18 protein-coding genes are annotated in these 14,702 nt (G+C 71.9%); 14 read left to right on the top strand and 4 right to left on the bottom strand.

Annotated features, from left to right (window positions below):
* The first annotated feature begins 88 nt into the window (after positions 1 to 88).
* The 5 genes from AB0F81_RS20865 to AB0F81_RS20845 all read left to right on the top strand — a co-directional run bounded on the left by AB0F81_RS20865 (position 89) and on the right by AB0F81_RS20845 (position 3,982).
* Positions 89 to 1,045 (top strand): ABC transporter ATP-binding protein, encoded by a 957-nt coding sequence (locus AB0F81_RS20865; protein ID WP_360199602.1) that lies wholly within the window; start codon positions 89 to 91, stop codon positions 1,043 to 1,045.
* A complete protein-coding gene (locus tag AB0F81_RS20860) occupies positions 1,042 to 1,827 on the top strand; it encodes an ABC transporter permease (RefSeq protein ID WP_360199600.1) in 786 nt (261 codons plus the stop codon). The genes AB0F81_RS20865 and AB0F81_RS20860 overlap by 4 nt, the downstream gene beginning before the upstream one ends.
* A gap of 13 nt (positions 1,828 to 1,840) precedes the next feature.
* Positions 1,841 to 2,998: a sensor histidine kinase gene (locus tag AB0F81_RS20855; protein ID WP_360199598.1), complete on the top strand. Its 1,158-nt coding sequence runs from the start codon at positions 1,841 to 1,843 to the stop codon at positions 2,996 to 2,998.
* A complete protein-coding gene (locus AB0F81_RS20850) occupies positions 2,995 to 3,600 on the top strand; it encodes a response regulator transcription factor (protein WP_360199596.1) in 606 nt (201 codons plus the stop codon). Before AB0F81_RS20855 ends, AB0F81_RS20850 begins: the two co-directional genes overlap by 4 nt.
* Before the next feature lie 208 nt (positions 3,601 to 3,808).
* Complete coding sequence (locus AB0F81_RS20845; RefSeq protein WP_360199594.1) at positions 3,809 to 3,982, top strand: hypothetical protein; 174 nt, start codon at positions 3,809 to 3,811, stop codon at positions 3,980 to 3,982.
* A gap of 1 nt (position 3,983) precedes the next feature.
* On the opposite strand, the gene AB0F81_RS20840 is transcribed toward AB0F81_RS20845, so the two are convergent.
* Complete coding sequence (locus AB0F81_RS20840) at positions 3,984 to 4,445, bottom strand: hypothetical protein (protein WP_360199592.1); 462 nt, start codon at positions 4,443 to 4,445, stop codon at positions 3,984 to 3,986.
* Between the two features lie 14 nt (positions 4,446 to 4,459).
* A complete protein-coding gene (locus tag AB0F81_RS20835; RefSeq protein WP_360199590.1) occupies positions 4,460 to 4,795 on the bottom strand; it encodes an STAS domain-containing protein in 336 nt (111 codons plus the stop codon).
* Between the two features lie 158 nt (positions 4,796 to 4,953).
* Between AB0F81_RS20835 and AB0F81_RS20830 the strand changes: the two genes are divergently transcribed.
* Complete coding sequence (locus AB0F81_RS20830; RefSeq protein WP_360199588.1) at positions 4,954 to 6,111, top strand: RtcB family protein; 1,158 nt, start codon at positions 4,954 to 4,956, stop codon at positions 6,109 to 6,111.
* Here the strand turns inward: AB0F81_RS20830 and AB0F81_RS20825 are convergent.
* A complete protein-coding gene (locus tag AB0F81_RS20825; protein WP_360199586.1) occupies positions 6,092 to 7,294 on the bottom strand; it encodes an MFS transporter in 1,203 nt (400 codons plus the stop codon). The two genes, AB0F81_RS20830 and AB0F81_RS20825, sit on opposite strands and share 20 nt — an antisense overlap.
* A 235-nt stretch (positions 7,295 to 7,529) precedes the next feature.
* Here AB0F81_RS20825 and AB0F81_RS20820 point away from each other — a divergent pair, with 235 nt between their 5' ends.
* Genes AB0F81_RS20820 through AB0F81_RS20785 form a run of 8 tightly spaced genes read left to right on the top strand, consistent with a single transcriptional unit; the run spans position 7,530 to position 14,170 of the window.
* Positions 7,530 to 7,769, top strand: a complete 240-nt coding sequence (locus tag AB0F81_RS20820) for an acyl carrier protein (RefSeq protein ID WP_360199646.1) — start codon at positions 7,530 to 7,532, stop codon at positions 7,767 to 7,769.
* Positions 7,762 to 8,520, top strand: coding sequence for an SDR family NAD(P)-dependent oxidoreductase (locus AB0F81_RS20815; RefSeq protein WP_360199584.1), 759 nt, complete (start codon positions 7,762 to 7,764; stop codon positions 8,518 to 8,520). Before AB0F81_RS20820 ends, AB0F81_RS20815 begins: the two co-directional genes overlap by 8 nt.
* A gap of 12 nt (positions 8,521 to 8,532) precedes the next feature.
* Positions 8,533 to 9,921, top strand: a complete 1,389-nt coding sequence (locus tag AB0F81_RS20810) for an AMP-binding protein (protein ID WP_360199582.1) — start codon at positions 8,533 to 8,535, stop codon at positions 9,919 to 9,921.
* 2 nt (positions 9,922 to 9,923) lie between these two features.
* Positions 9,924 to 11,015 (top strand): acyl-protein synthetase, encoded by a 1,092-nt coding sequence (locus AB0F81_RS20805; RefSeq protein ID WP_360199580.1) that lies wholly within the window; start codon positions 9,924 to 9,926, stop codon positions 11,013 to 11,015.
* Positions 11,012 to 12,256 (top strand): acyl-CoA reductase, encoded by a 1,245-nt coding sequence (locus tag AB0F81_RS20800; RefSeq protein WP_360199578.1) that lies wholly within the window; start codon positions 11,012 to 11,014, stop codon positions 12,254 to 12,256. The genes AB0F81_RS20805 and AB0F81_RS20800 overlap by 4 nt, the downstream gene beginning before the upstream one ends.
* Complete coding sequence (locus AB0F81_RS20795) at positions 12,253 to 12,921, top strand: NeuD/PglB/VioB family sugar acetyltransferase (RefSeq protein ID WP_360199576.1); 669 nt, start codon at positions 12,253 to 12,255, stop codon at positions 12,919 to 12,921. Before AB0F81_RS20800 ends, AB0F81_RS20795 begins: the two co-directional genes overlap by 4 nt.
* Positions 12,915 to 13,334, top strand: a complete 420-nt coding sequence (locus tag AB0F81_RS20790; RefSeq protein WP_360199574.1) for a holo-ACP synthase — start codon at positions 12,915 to 12,917, stop codon at positions 13,332 to 13,334. The genes AB0F81_RS20795 and AB0F81_RS20790 overlap by 7 nt, the downstream gene beginning before the upstream one ends.
* Positions 13,331 to 14,170, top strand: coding sequence for a class I SAM-dependent methyltransferase (locus AB0F81_RS20785; RefSeq protein WP_360199572.1), 840 nt, complete (start codon positions 13,331 to 13,333; stop codon positions 14,168 to 14,170). The genes AB0F81_RS20790 and AB0F81_RS20785 overlap by 4 nt, the downstream gene beginning before the upstream one ends.
* Here AB0F81_RS20785 and AB0F81_RS20780 read toward each other — a convergent pair.
* Complete coding sequence (locus AB0F81_RS20780) at positions 14,167 to 14,586, bottom strand: response regulator (RefSeq protein ID WP_360199570.1); 420 nt, start codon at positions 14,584 to 14,586, stop codon at positions 14,167 to 14,169. The genes AB0F81_RS20785 and AB0F81_RS20780 overlap by 4 nt on opposite strands.
* Positions 14,587 to 14,702 lie beyond the last annotated feature (116 nt).

The following is a 14,702-nucleotide window of genomic DNA, read 5'->3' as shown; positions in this document are numbered from 1 at the left end:
TTTGTCACTGCCGGAGCGTGCGGCGGTCATCGAGACCGGTGTGTGACGGCACTGCCCCGGTCGCTGCCGCTCGCCGAGACTCGAAGGCATGAACGCATCAGTCACCGCAGCAGCGGTCGAGGTGGAAGCGGTGCACCGCCGGTACGGCGGCGCACACGGATTCGAAGCGGTCCGCGGCGTCTCCTTCGAGGTGCGCCGCGGCGAACTGTTCGCCCTGCTCGGCACCAACGGCGCCGGCAAGACGTCCACGATGGAGCTGGTCGCCGGGTTCAGCCGCCCGCAGGCCGGCACGGTGCGGGTGCTGGGGCACGACCCGCACAGCGAGCGGGCCGCGGTCCGGCCCCGGCTGGGCATCATGCTGCAGGAGGGTGGCTTCCCGCCCGACCTGACGGTCACCGAGACGGCGGCGATGTGGGCCGGCACCCTCACCGATCCGCGCCCGGTCACCGAGGCCCTCGAACTCGTCGATCTGGAGCATCGCAGCGGCGTACGCGTCCGGCAGCTCTCCGGCGGCGAGCGCCGCCGCCTGGATCTCGCCCTGGCCGTGCTGGGCCGCCCGGCCGTGCTGCTGCTGGACGAGCCGACCACCGGCCTGGACCCGGAGAGCCGCCGCAACGCCTGGCGGATGGTCCGCAACCTGCTGGCCGACGGGGTGACCGTGCTGCTCACCACGCACTACCTGGAGGAGGCGCAGGAGCTCGCCGACCGGCTGGTGATCATGCACGAGGGCGTGGTCGTGGCGGCCGGCTCCCCCGCCGAGGTCGTCGCGGGCCTGCCCGCGCGGATCACCTTCCGGCTGCCCGGCGGGATCGGCGCGGACCGGTTGCCGCCGCTGCCCGGCGCCCGCTCCGGGCCGGATCGCGCCGAGCCGGGCCGGCCGGTGACGATCCGCACCGACGCCCTGCAGAACACCCTCACCGAGCTGCTCGGCTGGGCACGCCGGCACCAGGTCGAGCTCGCCGGCCTGGAGGCCCGGCCGGCCTCGCTCGAAGAAGCTTTCCTCGCGGTCGCCGACCACGACAACCCCCTGGAGGTACGGGCATGAGCACCATCCGCCTCAACCGGTTCCGTTCGGTCAGCGTCGCGGAGCTGAGGCTGTTCGGGCGTAACCGCAGCGCGATGTTCAGCGCGCTCGTCCTGCCACTGCTGCTGGCCGTGGCGGTCTCCGGCTCCGGGATCGAGGATTCCGGCGAGTCCGCGGCCGGGACGGTGGTCACCTCGCTGCTCGGCTACGTGCTGCTCGCCGCCGTCTACTACAACCTGGTCACCACCTATGTGAGCCGGCGCGAGGAGCTGATGCTCAAACGCCTGCGCTCCGGGGAGCTGTCCGACACCGAGATCCTCACCGGCATCGCCAGCCCGATGATCGTCGTCGCGCTGCTGCAGATGGCCGTCTTCGTCGCCGCCGGTGCGGTGCTGTTCGGTCTGCCCGTACCGGTCAATGTGTTCCTGCTGCTCGGCGGCGCCCTCGGCGGTGTGGTGGTGTTCGTGCTGCTCGCCGCGATGTCCACGGAGTTCACCCGGACCACGGAGGCGGCGCAGGTCACCACGCTGCCGGTGATGCTGGCCTGCCTGATCGGCTCGATGATCTACACGACTCTCGACGACGCGCCCGGCGCGCTGGTCGCGGTGCTGCGCGCTCTGCCGCTCACCCCGGTCGTCGACCTGATGCGGCTGGGCTGGCTGGGCACCACCGGCACGTCCGCCGCGGAGGGATTCACGGGGGTGCTCGACGACGCGCTGATCCCGGCCGGGATCCTGGTGGCGTGGATCATTGTGGGCGTGGTCGCGGTCCGGCGGCGGTTCCGCTGGGAACCCCGGCGCTAGAGGGACGGAATCGATGGTGGCACTGAGCCGGGCGTCCCGTGTGGACTGGTACCTGCGGGGCTCCATGTACGTGTTGTACGCGGCGGTCCCGCTCGCCATCGGGGGGTGGCTCGGATCGGCGCTCGGCCCGGTGGCACTGATCAGCGTCGGCCTCGGGACGGCTCAGGCGATCACCGCGGCCTTTCTCCTGAACGCCGCGCTCGACCACCGCCTGGGCCGCCGGCCGCGGCCGACCCGGCTGATGATCGTCGTCGTGGTGCTGGGCGTGCTGACCGTCGCGGCGGGCTGGCCGGCGTACGACGCCGCCGAGCCGGGCTTCGCGTTCATGGTGGTGGTGACGCTCACCTCGTTCCTCGCCGCGATCGCCCCGATGGTGTCCACGCTCACCGTGACCTGGCTGGCGCTCGCCGGCTGGCTGGTGGGCGCCGCGCCGCAGATCCTGCACGAGGGCAACAAGTTCTTCCCGCAGCTGGGCCTGCTGTTCGTCGTCGGGGCGGGGATCTTCACCAGCCGGACCACCGCCTGGATGCTGGATCTGGTGTGGCAGCTCGACGACGCGCAGAACGTGCGGGCCGAGCTGGCGGTGGCCGAGGAGCGGCTGCGGTTCGCCCGGGACCTGCACGACGTGGCCGGGCGGGCCCTGTCCGTGGTGGCGCTGAAGGCCGAACTCGCCGCGAAGCTCAGCAGCCGTGGCCGCCCGGAGGCGGCCGGCGAGATGCTCGAGGTGCGCCGCATCGCCCAGGACTCCCTGGCCGAGCTGCGGGCCGTGGTCAGCGGGCTGCGCACCGCCCAGCTCGACGAGGAGCTGGCCGGCGCCCGGTCCCTGCTCACCGCCGCCGGGATCACCTGCCGGGTGATCGGCGCGGCCGGCGGGCTCCAGCCCCGCACGCAGTCCGCGCTGGGCTGGGCGGTCCGCGAGGCCACCACCAACGTGCTGCGCCACAGCGAGGCGCACGAGTGCACCATCGAACTGAACCGGACAGCGGACGGTACGGTGTCTCTGATCATGACCAACGACGGCGCCGGCGGCGGACGGGTCCGGCACGGCAACGGCCTGACCGGGCTCACCGAGCGCATCACCGCCGTCGGTGGCACCGTCTCGGCCGACCGCCAACCACCGGACCGCTTCCGGGTCGAGGTCCGGCTGCCCGTGGAGGTCGCACACCCGTGATCCGGATCCTTCTCGCCGACGACGAGCACCTGATCCGCGGCGCGCTCGCCGCCCTGCTCGCTCTGGAGGACGACATCACCGTGGTCGGTCAGGCCGCCACCGGCGCCGAGGCGATCGCCGCGGCCCGCGCGCTGCGCCCCGACGTCGCCGTGATCGACCTGCAGATGCCCGACCTCGACGGGGTCGCCGTCGCGGCCCGGCTGCTCACCGAGGTGCCCGACTGCCGCACCATGATCGTCACCAGTCACGGCCGGCCCGGCCACCTCAAGCAGGCCCTCGCGGCCGGCGTCCGGGGTTTCCTGCCGAAGACCGTCTCCGCCGACGACCTGGCCATGGTGGTGCGTACCGTGCACGGCGGCGGCCGCTACGTCGACCCGCAGCTGGCCGCCGAGGCGATCAGCGCCGGCGACAGCCCGCTGACCGCCCGCGAGGCGGACGTGCTGCAGCTCGCCGCCGAGGGCGCGCCGGTGGAGGAGATCGCCCGGCGGGCGTCGCTGTCACCGGGGACCGTGCGCAACTACCTCTCCTCCGCGGCCGGCAAGGTCGGCGCGGTCAACCGGCACGAGGCGGCCCGGATCGCCCGCAAGCACGGCTGGATCTGAGCGCCGAAAAATGTCGTACCCCCGGCATAGCGTGAGCGATGAGTCCACCACAGCTCGCTGGTCCTACTCACAGAAGCAGTAATCCGGAGGAGGAGATCACGATGACCATGCTCACCGCCGCTCGCGCCGAGGCCCTGTTCACCAGCTACCTCTCGACCGGCTCCAGCCCGTCCTACGCCGTCGTCGACACCGAGATCCAGCGCGCGCGGTGCGCGCCCACGGTGGGGTTCGCGGCTGCGCCGCCGACGTCGCCTCGGAATACGGCGATCACCCGGAGACCGCCGCCCCTCGCATGCGCTGGGCACGTGCCCTCGTCGAGGAGCTTTACGGGGCACGCCGCGCGGTGCACCGCTCCCGCGACGAGTGGGCGCTGGTCGCCTGACTCAGTCCCAGCAGTTGAAGATCGTCCGGCCGACCGTCTCCGGCTTCCACGAGCGGATCTGTGTCCAGTCCGGCCACCGCAGCGCCGAGGTGTCGACGTCGCTCAGCGGCGCGCCGAGCACCGCCCGGCTGAGCACGGTGAATCCCAGGTCGCCGAAAACGCCGGTCCAGGCCGGCGGATCCACGAACACCCGGGGGTCCGCCCAATTCCCGGTGCCGTCCTCGGTGACCGCGACCCACGGGTGATGCGCGTGGCCGAGGATCCTGAACCGCTCGGTGGCCGTGGTGACGACCGCGGCGTGAAACGTGCCGGGATAGGTCCGCTCGGTGATCCCCTCCAGCGTTCCGCCGGCGGCACGCGCCGCCAGGTGGCAGCCGGTCCGGAAACCGCGCAGGTCGATCCGGGGCAGCTCCGGCTCCCGGCCGGCCCCGAAGCCGGTCGATCCTGGCTCCAGCCGGAACACCGCGTCCCTCTCCCCTAGGCGGGCGCCGGCTCTCCGGGCTCCTCGACGACGAACTCACCGTAAAGGTTCGTCACCTCCAGCACCATGCGCACCATCGGCCCGGGAGACCGCAGCCGCAGGGTGGCGCCCTGCGCCTCGGCGGCCCGGCGGGCCGCCACCAGCATCCCCAGCCCGGACGAGTCCAGGAAGGTCACCGAGGACATGTCGACCTCGATGTGAGCGGTGTCCCGGCGGTCCAGCACCTGCTGCAACACCTGACGGAGCACCGCCGCGTTGTCCATGTCCAGGTCACCCTCCGGCAGGACGACCAGGGTGTCGCCGGTGCGCTCGATGGTGCAGTCGAACGACATGGACCCACTTCCCTCCACAGATGTTCCCGCTGCTGTTGATCAGCGCGCCGCACGCGTACCCATCGACGGCCTTGCCGAAACCCCTCTTTCCGCGCCCTCCCCGCGGGCCCTGGTGAAAGGATCGGGCGAGATCGTAACCGGTGGAGGGGACGAGACGGATGCAGCGGATCAACGAGCGCCTGGTGAACTGGGCCAGCCTGATCGAGGAGGACACCCTGCGGCAGGCCGAGAAGGCGTCGCAGCTGCCGTTCATCCATCCGCACATCGCCCTGATGCCGGACGCGCACCTCGGCAAGGGCGCCACGGTCGGCTCGGTCATCCCGACCCGGGGCGCGCTCATCCCGGCCGCGGTCGGCGTCGACATCGGCTGCGGGATGGCCGCCGTGCGCACCCAGTTCCACCGCGACGAGCTGCGCCCGAGCCTCGGCCCGCTGCGGCTGGCGATCGAGCGGGCGGTGCCGCTGTCAGCCGGCGCCTACAACACCAAGCTCACCGGCTCGGCCCGCGAACGGGTCGACCGGCTGGCCGCCTCCGCCGGCTTCGACCCGGGCCGCTACGCGAAGAACTGGCAGCTGCAGCTCGGCACCCTGGGCTCGGGGAACCACTTCATCGAGGTGTGCCACGACGAGGACGGCACGGTCTGGCTGTTCCTGCACTCCGGCTCCCGCGGCGTCGGCAACAAGATCGCCAGCCACCACATCCGGGTCGCGCAGGAGGTGATGGCCCAGCGCCGGATCAGCCTGCCCGACCGCGATCTGGCCTACCTGACCGAGGGCACCGAGGAGTTCGCGGCCTACCTGCACGAGCTGCGCTGGGCGCAGAGCTTCGCCCTGGCCAACCGCGACGAGATGATGGACCGGGTCGTCGCCTGCTTCGCCGAGTTCACCGGCACGCCGGTGCGGGAGCTGGAGCGGGTGCAGTGCCACCACAACTACACCGAGCAGGAGACCCACTTCGGTGAACAGGTGTGGCTGTCGCGCAAGGGCGCGATCAACGCGGCCGCCGGGGTGCCCGGCCTGATCCCCGGCTCGATGGGCGACGCGTCCTACGTGGTGACCGGCAAGGGCAACGCGACGGCGCTGAACTCGTCGCCGCACGGGGCCGGGCGGGCGTACTCGCGGTCCCGGGCCCGTAAGACGTTCACCCGCGAGCAGCTGCGGGAGGCGATGAAGGGCATCGAGTTCCGCGACACCGACGCCTTCCTCGACGAGATCCCGCAGGCGTACAAGCCGATCGACGTGGTCATGCGCGACGCCGAGGATCTGGTCGAGATCCGGCACACGCTGCGCCAGCTGGTCAACGTGAAGGGCGACTGAGCACCGGTTCGGCGGCCCGGCCCAGGGTGCGCACCGCCGGGACGAGCAGCAGCACCGTGGACCCGAGCAGGCCGACCAGCACCGACACGCCCAGCACCCGTTCCGCGCCGACCACCCCGGCCACCGGGCCGGCCAGGGCCTGCCCGATCGGCAGGCTGCCGGTCGAGCCGAGCACCTCGTAGGAGGTCATCCGGTTCAGCATGTGCTGCGGCACCTGCGTCTGCACGCTGGTCTGCCACATGATCGACCAGAACGCCCAGACCACGCCGTTGACCGCGGCCGCGGCCAGCAGCAGCGGCAGCGACACGTGCAGGGCGATGGCGAGCGGCAGCAGCACGAAGCCGAACATGCCGACGGCGCCGGCGGCCAGCGGCCGCCGCGGCTTGAGCCGCAGCGCGGCCAGACCACCCAGCACGGTGCCGGCGCCCAGGGCGGACTGCATCCAGCCGTACGCCGGGGCACCCAGTTCGGCGCTGACCGTGACCGCGCCGAGCGGGATCAGCGGACCGAACAGGAAGATGCCGTAGAACACCCAGACCAGGATCACGCTCCAGATCCACTGCCGGGCCCGGAACTCGTGCCAGCCGGCGACCAGGTCCCGCAGGGTCGACGACGCCACCCGGGGCACCTTCTCCAGGCGCAGCCCGGCCAGGCAGGCGGCGCTGATCGCGAACGTGGCGGCGTCCACCGCGTACACCGGGCCGGCCCCGAAGAAGCCGAAGATCAGTCCCGCGGCTGCTGGGCCGAGCATCTCGGCGATCGCGTTCGCCACCCGGATGGTGGCGTTGGCCCGGTGCGGGTCGCTGCTGACCAGCGGCACGATGCCGTTCACGCCGGGCTGGAACATCGCCGCGGCGGCCCCGCTCACCGCGGAACACGTGACCAGCAGCCACAGCGACGGGGTGCCGGCGAAGAACGCGACAGCCACGGCGCCCTGCGCGAGCAGGCGGACCAGGTCGGCGCCGAGCATCAGCGGGCGCGCCCCGATCCGGTCGGCGAGGACGCCGCCGAACAGGATGAACCCGAGGAAGGGGATCATGTGCGCGGCGAGCACGACGCCGACGCCGGTCGCGCCGTAGACCTGCCCGATGGCCAGGGCCGCCGCCACGATGAGCATCGCGTCCCCGAAGGCGGAGACCGAGCGGGCTACGAAGAAGCGGGTGAAGTCGGCGGTCCAGAGCACAGTTCAGAAACTTAACTGTTTCCCTCGGGGCGGGCCACACGATTTCCGGCGCGGGTCCCCGGCCCGGCACCGCAGGTGACGCAAGTCCCCTATCGCATCGCGAGTGCCGAGATGGGGCGAACGGCCGGGATCCATCCGAAGACGTTGTTCAACCGCCAAAACGTCTGCTCACCCCGAGATCCACGGAGAACCTGGGTCATAGGAATCACCACCTCGAGCCGAAGGAGCGCGGGTGATGGCGGCCGACCGGCTCAAGAAGGTGTTCACCGACGTTCTCGGCATCAGCCCGGACACCGACTGGGACGCCCTGCGGTACCGCGGCGTCGAGCAGTGGGACTCGGTGGCCCACATGCAGCTCGTCGGCGAGATCGAGGAGACCTTCGACGTCATGCTGGAAACCAGCGACGTGCTGGCGATGAGCAGCTTCACCGAGGCGGTCACGATCCTGCAGCGGCACGGGGCGGACCTTGACTGACCTGCTGGACCTCACCGGCAAGGTCGCGCTGGTGACCGGTTCGACGCGCGGGATCGGCTGGTGCACCGCACAGCTGCTCGCCGCGCACGGCGCCACCGTGATCGTCAACGGCCGTACGGACGCCGACGCCGTCCAGGCGCGGGCCGGCGAGCTGGAGAGCACCTACGCCCGGCCGGCCGCCGGCGTCGTCTGCGACGTGGCGGATCCGGACGAGATCCGCGGGACCTATCAGCTGATCTTCCGGGAGCACGGGCGGCTGGACGTCCTCGTCAACAACGCCGGCATCCTCGACGACGCGCTGCTCGGCATGGTCTCCGACGACATGATCGAACGCTCGTTCCGGGTGAACACGTTCGGGGCCATCCACCATCTCCAGGCGGCCGCGCGCCTGATGCAACGCAAGAAGCGGGGCTCGATCGTCAACCTCAGCTCGATCATCGGCGTGGTCGGCAACGAGGGTCAGACGGTCTACTCGGCCACCAAGTCCGCGCTGATCGGCCTGACCAAGTCGGCCGCCAAGGAGCTCGCGCCCCACCAGATCCGGGTGAACGCCATCGCGCCGGGCTTCATCGACACGGACATGACGCGCGCCCTCCCACCGGAGAAGTTCGAGGAACGCGCGGCCGGCATCAAGATGGGCCGCACCGGCACGCCGGAGGACATCGCCCGGTCGGTGCTCTTCTTCGCCTCCGACATGTCCACGTACGTGACCGGCCAGGTGCTCGGGGTCGACGGCGGAATGCTCGTGTGAGATGAGGCCCTAGTGCTCCTGCACCACGATGACGCCCACCCGGCGCTCATCGACGCCCACACCGGCGACGTGGAAACCTACGCGGCCCTGCGCCGGCACGTCGCGGCGTTGCAACCGCTGCTCGGCCACGACCGGTCGCTGGTCTTCCTGTTCGCGGACAACTCGGTGACGACCGTCCTGCGATACCTCGGTTGCGTCGAGAACGGCCACGCGGTCGCCCTGCTCGACGCGGAGCTCGCCCCGAGTCTCGCCGCCCGGCTGCTGGAGACGTACCGGCCGGAGATCGTCGTCCACCCGCCCGGCCGGGCCACGCCGCTCCCCGGCGAGTACGCCGAGGTCACCGAGGGTGTGTGGAAGCGGAGCGGCCAGGACGCTCAGCTCCATGACGAGCTCGCCCTGTTGCTGACGACCTCGGGCAGCACCGGCAGTCCGAAGTTCGTGCGGCTCTCCCGGTCGAACGTCGCCGCGAACGCCACGGCGATCGCGCAGTCGCTGGGCCTCACCCGCGCCGAACGGGCCTACACGTCCATGCCGTTGCACTACAGCTACGGGATGTCGGTGCTCCACTCGCATCTGATCACCGGCGCCGGCGTGGTGGTCGGCAAGGCGGACCTGCTGTCGCCGGGCTTCTGGGAGTCGCTGTCGGTCTTCGGCGTCACGTCGATGGCGGGTGTTCCCCTGACGTTCCACACGCTGCGGCGGATCGGTTTCGGGGCGATGGAGCTCCCGCACCTCAAGACGCTGACCCAGGCCGGTGGCCGGCTCGAGGACCGGCTGATCCGGTACTTCGCCGAGCTGATGCGGGATCGCGGCGGCCGGTTCTACGTCATGTACGGGCAGACCGAGGCCGCTCCCCGGATGACGTGCCTGGACCCGGACCGCCTGCCGGACAAGCTGGGCTCGGTCGGCACCGCCCTGCCGGGAGGTGAGCTGTTCGTCCGCACCGGGAACGGCAGATATGCCCGCCCGGGAGAGTCCGGAGCCGTCCACTACCGCGGGCCCAACGTGATGATGGGCTACGCGCAGAACCGGGACGACCTGGCGCTCGGCGATGTCACCGGAGACGTCCTCGACACCGGCGACCTGGGCTTTCTCGACGAGGACGGCTACCTCTTCGTCACCGGCCGGACCAAGCGCATCGCCAAGCTGTCCGGCGTCCGGGTCGGCCTCGACGAGGTCGAGCAGATGCTCGTGGAGCACGGTCCGGTCGGCGTCGTCGCGCTGCCCCCCGATCAGCTGGGGATCTACTGCGCGTGGGGGGACGACGAGCAGTTCTCGACCGTACGGCGCGAGCTGTGCCGGACGCTGAGGGTGCCGCCGGGATCGCTGCGGTTCGTGCGCGTGGACGCCCTGCCGGTCCTGCCCAGCGGCAAGATCGACTATCCCGCTCTCGGACGGTGACGGTGAGCCTCGACGACCTGCTCGCACGCCGGCAGTACAGCCTCCACCAGATCGAGAAGGAGCGGCTTCTCGGGGCCGAACTCGCCGCGCTCACCGAACGGCACCGGCGCGCGTGCGCCGCGTACGCACGGATCCTCGACACGTTCCCACCGTCCGCCGAGGCCGGGAAGCTCGCGGACGTGCCGTACCTTCCGGTGTCGCTCTTCAAGACCCACCACCTGGCGAGCGTGCCGGACGAGGAGATCTTCAAGACGATGACCTCGAGCGGAACCACCGGGCAGGCGGTCAGCCGGGTGGTGCTGGACCGGGAGACGGCGGACCTCCAGACGCGGGCGCTGGCCGCGATCATGACGACGCTGCTGGGACCCCGGCGCCTTCCGATGGTCATCGTGGACGGCCGGCACGTGGTCCGCGACCGGGAGAAGTTCAATGCCCGCGCCGCCGGTGTTCTCGGCATGGCGAGCTTCGGCCGGCAGCACTTCTACGCCCTGGACGACGAGATGACCCTCGACCGCCGGGGCCTGGCCGACTTTCTCGGCCGCTTCGCCGGCGAGCCGATCCTGATCTTCGGCTTCACCTTCATGGTGTGGCAGTACCTGGTCCAGCAGCTCGGGCCGGGCGAGGCGGACCTCTCGAACGCCACCCTGATCCACAGCGGCGGGTGGAAAGCGCTGCAGGCCCAGGCCGTGGACAACGCCACCTTCAAGCGGACACTGCTCGAACTGACCGGCCTGACCCGCGCCCACAACTTCTACGGCATGGTGGAACAGGTCGGCAGCGTGTTCCTGGAGGGCCCGGACGGCCACCTCCACCCACCGAACTTCGCCGACGTGATCATCCGTGACCCGGCGACGTGGGACGAGGCGCCGGTGGGCCGGACCGGCGTGATCGAGGTGGTGAGCGCCCTCCCGCGCAGCTACCCCGGGCACGCGCTGCTCACCGAGGACCTCGGCGTCGTGCACGGCATCGGCGATCCGGCCACCGGCTGGGGCGGCAAGCAGCTGGAGGTGCTCGGCCGCGTGCCGAGAGCCGAGCTGCGGGGGTGCGGCGACACCCACGCCGGCGAGAGCGCCCGGACGGCGATGCCGGTATGACCACGGTCCGCCGGCTGCTCCCGGAAGCCGCTGACGCCGACGTCGCCGACCTGCTGCGGGAGCTGACGGCCACCCGCGCCGAGGCGCCGTTCCGTGCCGAGGCGATGGACTTCTGCGCCGACTTCGCCCAGCGGCTGCGGCGCGAGGCACGAGGGCTGCCCGAGGCGCAGGCCCTCGCGTTCTGGCTGCGGGGCGCCGGGATCCGGCGCCTGGCCGGCCACTTCGCGGAGCTGGGCGGCGACGGTGTCGTGCTGGTCCCGCGAGGGACGGCCCTGCACATCCCGCCGGCCAACGTCGACACCATCTTCATGTACTCCTGGCTGCTGTCGACGCTGGTCGGGAACCGCAACGTCGTGCGGCTCTCCGACCGGGCCGGCGAGCAGGCCCTGCTGATCGTCGACGTGCTCCGCGACCTGTTCCGCGCCGGCAACCACCCGTCCGTCCAGGCGTCGACCGCCGTGGTCCAGTACGGCCACGACCGGCAGATCACCGATGCGCTGTCGGCGGCCTGCGACCTTCGCGTCGTCTGGGGCGGCGACGCGACGATCACCGAGATCAGGCGCAGCCCGCTGCCGCCGCACGCCACCGAGCTGACCTTCCCCGACCGGTTCTCGCTGGCGGTGTTCCGGGCCGGCAGCTACCTCGCCCTGGACGACGCCCGGCGGGACCGCCTGGCGCAGCGCTTCTACAACGACGCCTACGCCTTCGACCAGCTCGGATGCTCGTCGCCGCGGCTGGTGGTCTGGGTCGGCGACCAGGCCACCGCCGAGTACGCCGGCGCCGACCTCTTCGACCGGCTGGCCGAGGTCACCCGCGAGCGCGACTACGCGGTCGCGACCTCCACCGCGATCGCCAAGCTCGCCTACACCCGCCGGGCCGCGATCGACTGGCCCGTCGGCCGGGCCCGCTCGTACGGCAGCCGGCTGACCGTTCTGCCCCTCGACCGCTACGCCGACGTCCGGGGCGAGTTCTGCGGCGGCGGCGTCTTCTTCCAGTTCCGGGTCGGCTCGCTGGGTGACCTGGCGTCCCGCATCGACCGCCGCGACCAGACGCTGGTCCAGTTCGGATTCGAGGCGGCGGAGCTGACCGGCCTCGTGCGGGAGCTCAACGGCCGCGGGATCGACCGGGTCGTCCCGGTCGGCGAGGCCCTGACGTTCCACCACATCTGGGACGGGCACGACCTGCTCCAGTCGTTCACCCGCCGGACGACCATCGACCTGACGGAGGCGCACCTAACATGACGCAGCTCGACCTGGTCATCGTCGGCGCCGGAGGATTCGGGCGCGAGGTCCTCGGCTACGCCACCGACGCGTTCGCCGGCGAGCCGGCGCACCGGGTGGCCGGTTTCGCCGACGACAATCCCCGGGCCCTCGACGGGTTCGACCTCGCCGTGGGGGTGCTGGGCAGTGTCCGCGACGTGCCGATCTCCGCGACGACGCGGTTCGTCGTCGCGGTCGGCGACGCCGCTGTCCGCCGGGCGCTCGCCGACGTGGTGCGGGCCCGGGGCGGCCGCCTGCTGACCGTCGTTCATCCATCGGCGTACATCGCCCCCGGCGCACGGCTGGGTGACGGATGCGTGCTGTGCCCCTTCGCGTTCGTCGGCACCGCGGCGATCCTCGGCGCGAACGTCGCGGTCAACGCCCACGCCTCGGTGGGCCATGACGCGATCATCGGCGCCAACTGTGTGTTCTCGCCCTACTCGGCCGTCAACGGCGCGGCCGAACTCGGGGACGAGGTGTTCCTCGGGACCCATGCCACGGTCTTCCCGCGGCGGCGGATCGGGCACGGCGCCAAGGTGAGCGCCGGCGCGGTGGTGCACCGCGACGTGCCGGCCGCGGCCCTGGCGGTCGGCAACCCGGCCAAGTCGCGGGTCATGTTCGCCGAGGCCGCGGCGAGCCGTTGCTAGACGATCTCCACCGGCTCCTCGCGGAGCTGGGTTACGACGAGACCCGCCGGCCGGGCGGCGACATCGGCATCGGCGTGGACATCGAGGAGGTCGCTCGCTGGCGCCGCCCGGACGAACGTCTCTTCACCGACGCCGAACGCGGCCACTGCCGCGCGACGGGACGACCGGCGGAGAGCTACGCCGGGCGCTGGTGCGCCAAGGAGGCGACGCTCAAGGCCGTGTCGCCGTTCCTGGCGGTCGGCCTGCGCGATGTCGAGATCATCGCCGCCCCTGACGGCTGCCCGCAGGTGCGGTTGACAGGCGCCGGCGCCGGCTGGGCGGGAACCGTCCGGGTCAGCATCGCGCACAGCCCGTCGCTCGCCGTCGCGGTCGCGGTCGCGAGCCGGCACCGCGGAGAACGGGAGACATCGTGAGCGCCTGTGTCGCCTGCGGGTCGGATGAGCGCCGCCCGGCCGCGTCGATGCGGAACACCACGGTGGTCAGATGCGCCGGGTGCGGTCTGGTCCGCTGCGATCCGCTCCCCCGGTTCCACTCGCCGTCGTCGGGCGAATCGAGCATCCTGACCGAGGAGGCCTTCACCGCGCACATGGTCAGCGGCTCTCCCCGGCGGGCGCAGCGGTACCGCGCGCTGGCGAACGCCCGGTACCACCACTACGCCGCGACGCTCGGGCGGGCGAACTTCCGGATGCTGGAGGTCGGCTGCGGCGAGGCGGGCATGGCCGCGGAGATGGCCGCGCGGGGCGCCGAATACCACGGCATCGACATCGATCCCCGGCCGATCGCGGTGGCGCACTCCCGGGGGATCGAGTCCTGCCGGGTCGGCGACATCCTGTCGTGCGACGAGGACGGGAGATACGACGTCGTCTTCATGTCGCAGGTCCTGGAGCACATCACCCGCCCGCGGGACCTGCTCGAGAAGGTGAGCGCCCTGCTGGCGCCGGACGGCATCCTGCACCTCGACGTGCCGAACCACGACGGGCTGGCCGGCATGCCGTCACGCGCCGTCGGCGGCATCGGCAACCGGTTCGGGGCGATCGACTGGCCGCACCACTCGATCGCCTACGACCGGCGCAGCCTCGTCAGGCTTCTCGGCCCCCGGTTCGCGGTCCGCGCCTTCACCGCGACGCCCGACGATCCGCTGTGGGGGCAGGCGGTGGTCCCCACGATCACGACCCGGCTGTACTACGCGGCGACCCGCGTCCTGAGGGCCAGGAGCCTGCTCGTCGCGTTCTGCCGGCCGCTCGGCTAGACGGTGGCCGGCAGCAGCAGGCGCAGCAGCGACACCAGTTCGCCGGGGTGCACCGGCTTGTCGACGTACTCCACCGCGCCGGAGGCGAACGCCGAGGCGATCTCGGCCTTGGAGGCGCGGCCGCTCATCATGACCACTGGGACGCCGGCCGTGGCGGCGTCGGCCTGGATCCGGGTGCAGACGCCGACGCCGTCGAGGCCGGGCATCACCATGTCCAGGACGACCAGGTCGGGGCGGGTCTCGGCGAGCGCGGTCAGCGCCTGCGGGCCGTCGGCGGCGGTGAGGCACCGGTAGCCGGCCCGGCCCAGCAGGAAGGAGATCAGGTCCCGGACGCCCTCGTCGTCGTCGACGACCAGGACCGTGGCGCGGTTCGGCACCGGCATGTCGCGAACTCCCCAGAACTCGGACCGGGACACCGGTCGACTGCCTGAGCAATCGGCCCGCACGCGGCGCCGAACAGCAGAACCGGGTTGCGGGCGGGGAGTTGACGCGGCGGGCCGGCCCGCGCAGCACGCGGACCGGCCCGTCGGGC

The sequence above is a fragment of the Actinoplanes sp. NPDC024001 genome (genome assembly GCF_040638955.1).
GTDB lineage: Bacteria > Actinomycetota > Actinomycetes > Mycobacteriales > Micromonosporaceae > Actinoplanes.
The sequence above is the reverse complement of the archived record's forward strand: the minus strand, read 5'-3'. Positions and strand labels throughout refer to the sequence as shown.

Bases quoted from the DNA above. Each gene is read 5' to 3' on its own strand.
- AB0F81_RS20855 (WP_360199598.1), top strand. From the start codon at position 1,841: ATGGTGGCACTGAGCCGGGCGTCCCGTGTGGACTGGTACCTGCGGGGC.
- AB0F81_RS20860 (WP_360199600.1), top strand. From the start codon at position 1,042: ATGAGCACCATCCGCCTCAACCGGTTCCGTTCGGTCAGCGTCGCGGAG.
- AB0F81_RS20800 (WP_360199578.1), top strand. From the start codon at position 11,012: ATGACCACGGTCCGCCGGCTGCTCCCGGAAGCCGCTGACGCCGACGTC.
- AB0F81_RS20835 (WP_360199590.1), bottom strand. From the start codon at position 4,795: ATGTCGTTCGACTGCACCATCGAGCGCACCGGCGACACCCTGGTCGTC.
- AB0F81_RS20830 (WP_360199588.1), top strand. From the start codon at position 4,954: ATGCAGCGGATCAACGAGCGCCTGGTGAACTGGGCCAGCCTGATCGAG.
- AB0F81_RS20795 (WP_360199576.1), top strand. From the start codon at position 12,253: ATGACGCAGCTCGACCTGGTCATCGTCGGCGCCGGAGGATTCGGGCGC.
- AB0F81_RS20820 (WP_360199646.1), top strand. From the start codon at position 7,530: ATGGCGGCCGACCGGCTCAAGAAGGTGTTCACCGACGTTCTCGGCATC.
- AB0F81_RS20865 (WP_360199602.1), top strand. From the start codon at position 89: ATGAACGCATCAGTCACCGCAGCAGCGGTCGAGGTGGAAGCGGTGCAC.